Source organism: Mucilaginibacter arboris, assembly GCF_009754915.1.
Lineage (GTDB): Bacteria > Bacteroidota > Bacteroidia > Sphingobacteriales > Sphingobacteriaceae > Mucilaginibacter_A > Mucilaginibacter_A arboris.
Genome location: NZ_WPIK01000037.1, coordinates 1 through 2,753, shown reverse-complemented (window position 1 = coordinate 2,753; position 2,753 = coordinate 1). Strand labels below are relative to the sequence as shown.

The 2,753-nt window shown below is 34.4% G+C and carries 4 protein-coding genes; all 4 read right to left on the bottom strand.

Translation table 11 applies throughout. The features are described 5' to 3' along the window. Positions 1-313 precede the first annotated feature (313 nt). Positions 314-646, bottom strand: a complete 333-nt coding sequence (locus GO621_RS18545; RefSeq protein ID WP_198170320.1) for a helix-turn-helix transcriptional regulator — start codon at positions 644-646, stop codon at positions 314-316. Then, positions 643-981, bottom strand: coding sequence for a type II toxin-antitoxin system RelE/ParE family toxin (locus GO621_RS18540; RefSeq protein ID WP_157569866.1), 339 nt, complete (start codon positions 979-981; stop codon positions 643-645). The genes GO621_RS18545 and GO621_RS18540 overlap by 4 nt, the downstream gene beginning before the upstream one ends. Positions 982-1,290: 309 nt before the next feature. Beyond that, entirely contained in the window at positions 1,291-1,884 is a 594-nt protein-coding gene (locus tag GO621_RS18535; protein ID WP_198170319.1) for an OB-fold protein, read from the bottom strand. A gap of 275 nt (positions 1,885-2,159) precedes the next feature. Continuing rightward, the gene (locus GO621_RS18530) at positions 2,160-2,690 is read right to left on the bottom strand and encodes a DUF6756 family protein (protein WP_157569862.1); all 531 of its coding nucleotides are present in this window, start codon (positions 2,688-2,690) and stop codon (positions 2,160-2,162) included. Positions 2,691-2,753 lie beyond the last annotated feature (63 nt).

The window sequence follows — 2,753 nt, the reverse complement described above, 5'->3', positions numbered from 1 at the left end:
CCAGTTTTTTGCCAAACCCATGTTAGCCGCTTTTTGTGTTTTTGCTTTTTTGGGACAAAAAAAAACTTTAGCAAACTTTCTCGGGCGAAAACACAAATTGCGATTAACGGAAAAGGCTTGGCGAAGAACTGGAATTTAAAACCCGTCAGCCAAAACCAAAGTTAAATTTATATTCAAATGTTGTTGCTTCTTTTATCAGCCAAATTTTTGTTCCGTCTGCCGAAACTGAAGCAAAATAGTAAAATAAAAGCTGAGATTATATTCCGTCCGCCAGTTTTTTGCCAAACCAATGTTGTGTGCAGCCTTGGTAAGTTTAAGAAAGTGTTAATAGTTTGTCACTTAGTTCTACATTAAAGTTCACTTTTGCGCCCAATGCTGTAAATACTTTAAGGATGGTTTCAAACCTTGCATTTGTTATACTATTTTCCAACTTAGAAATCTGGGCTTTCTGCACACCCACTAACTCACCTAATTGTTCTTGAGTTAAGTGGCGTTCTTGCCTGGCTTTTTTTATTGCATTTCCCAAAAGATCGATCTTCAATTCGTTTTCAAATGAATCCCGTCTTTTTGTTCCAACTTTTCCAATGTGTTTATCAATCATTGTGTTAAGTGAAACAGTTTTCAATGGCTTATTTATATCCTTCATTTCTTTGGGTTTAGATATTGTTTACGAATGCTTTCAGCTTTTTCAATTTCTTTTTGTGGCATTTTGTTTGTCTTTTTGATAAGTCCATGAGTTGCTAAAACAACAGTTTCTAAATCCTTGGTCTTGTCCCAAAAAGCAAAAATCCGGTAAGCTCTACTATTGTATAAAGTTCTAAATTCCCAGATGTTGTCGTTGAGCTTTTTGAAAAGTTCGTTGTCGGTAATGTATTGCGACTTCTTAATGTTGTAATAGATTTTCTCTCTGGTCTTGTCGTCAAGCATTTCTAAAAACGCAACAGCTTCAGGCAACAACTCAACAGAAAACTTTTCGTCCATTAGCTTTTTGTTACAAAGATAAAGTTTCCTACTTAAGAAACAAGTGCGAAGTGGGAATTATCGGTGGATGTCGGTGGAAGGTTGCACACAACGGAAAAGGCTTGGCGAAGAACTGGAATTTGAAATCCTTCAGCCGAAACTAAAGTTAAATAAAAGTTCAAAATGCTGATGCTTCTTTTATCAGCTAAATTTCTGTTCCGTCGGCTGAAACTGAAGCAAAATAGTAAAATAAAAGTTTATGTTTATTCCGTCAGCCAGTTTTTTGCCAAACCAATGTTGTGTGCAGCCTTGTTAAATTTTCCAATGTAGTTACTGTACTAAAACGCAATCCTTCATAAGAACATTTATCATAAGTCCGTCACATGTACCTTTAAATGTTACTTTCATTCCTTTGTGCATTTGTGCTGCAGTTTCTTTGTCTTCAAAAAAGCATTGCACTTGTCTAAACATTTCGTTGCCTTTTAAAGTAACATAGATATTGTCCAAAACATCTTTTTTGATATCTGTTATAGTGCCTGTAACATAAAAAGTCTTGCCTTTAAAGTTTTCGTCTGCTGCAACTTCATTTGCTTCGTAAGTTGCAGTTAAGTCGTGTGCGGAAATTGTATTCTTTTTAATTTCAGCCAGTTCTCTTTCTTTTTCAGCTTGAGTTGAAACTTGTGCATTTTCAGCTGTTTGTGTTTCAGTAGTCAGTGAGGAAGTATCACTTGAGCCTGTTTTTTTCTTGTCAGCTGTAACGCCAAAAAGTATAAAAAATAGAATTGTTAAGCCACCATATACCAAAAATGATTTTTTTCTTGTTTTTTCATTTTTGTCCCAAAATAGGCTGGTTGCCGGTTTAAACAAACCAATTACTAAAAATATCAAACTGGCAAATAGTAGTAACGCAAATAAATTTTCCATAAAAAATAGTAATGTTTTAGTTATAGTTTTGTCGTTAAGGCTGCAATGTAGTGAAGTTTCCGTAAAGGTTGCACACAACGGAAAAGGCTTGGCGAAGAACTGGAAATAGAAATCCATCCGCCGAAACCAAAGCTAAATAAATAATAAAAAGTTGATGCTTCTTTTACCAGCTAAATTTTTATTCCTTCGGCTGAAACTGAAGCAAAATAGCAAAACAAAAGTTGATGTTTAATTCGTCCGCCAGTTTTTTGCCAAACCAATGTTGGCTGCCGTTTTTATTTCAGTTCCTTTTCCAGTTCTAATTTTCTTAATCTGTCTGGCATAAAATTTCCTGTCGCAATTATGCAGTCGTGGTGATTAATACAAATTAACCATTCATATTTTTTTGAAATTAGATAAAGTTCGTCAAACCAAGTCTCGTTGATAACTATTTGAATACTCTTGATTTTTCCCTCATAAAACCAAAGTTTGTTGCATTCATTTATCGTTTCATTTACAACGTACCAAATTTTCTCATTTTTTTCAACCAACTTGTCCAAATAAACTTCTGGTCTGTTTTGCAAGTTTGAAAGAGAAAACGTATCAAGTTTGAAATTTGTCCACAACCAAACTGGTCTTTTTTTAGAATTTATCGAATTGCAAAATGTTTGATAGACTTTTTCCTCTATTTGTTCCCAATTTTCATAAATAGATAATGGTCGAAAGTCAGCTTCAACAATTTGTTTTTCAGCAATTACCTTGCTTATCTCGGCTCTTAAATTCGTCCACGTTTTTCTAAGTAAATTTTTGTTTTTTCTGATCTGCAATTGTCAAAGTTTAGGTTGTCTTGCAAAATGGCAGCCAACGGAAAAGGCTTGGCGAAGAACTGG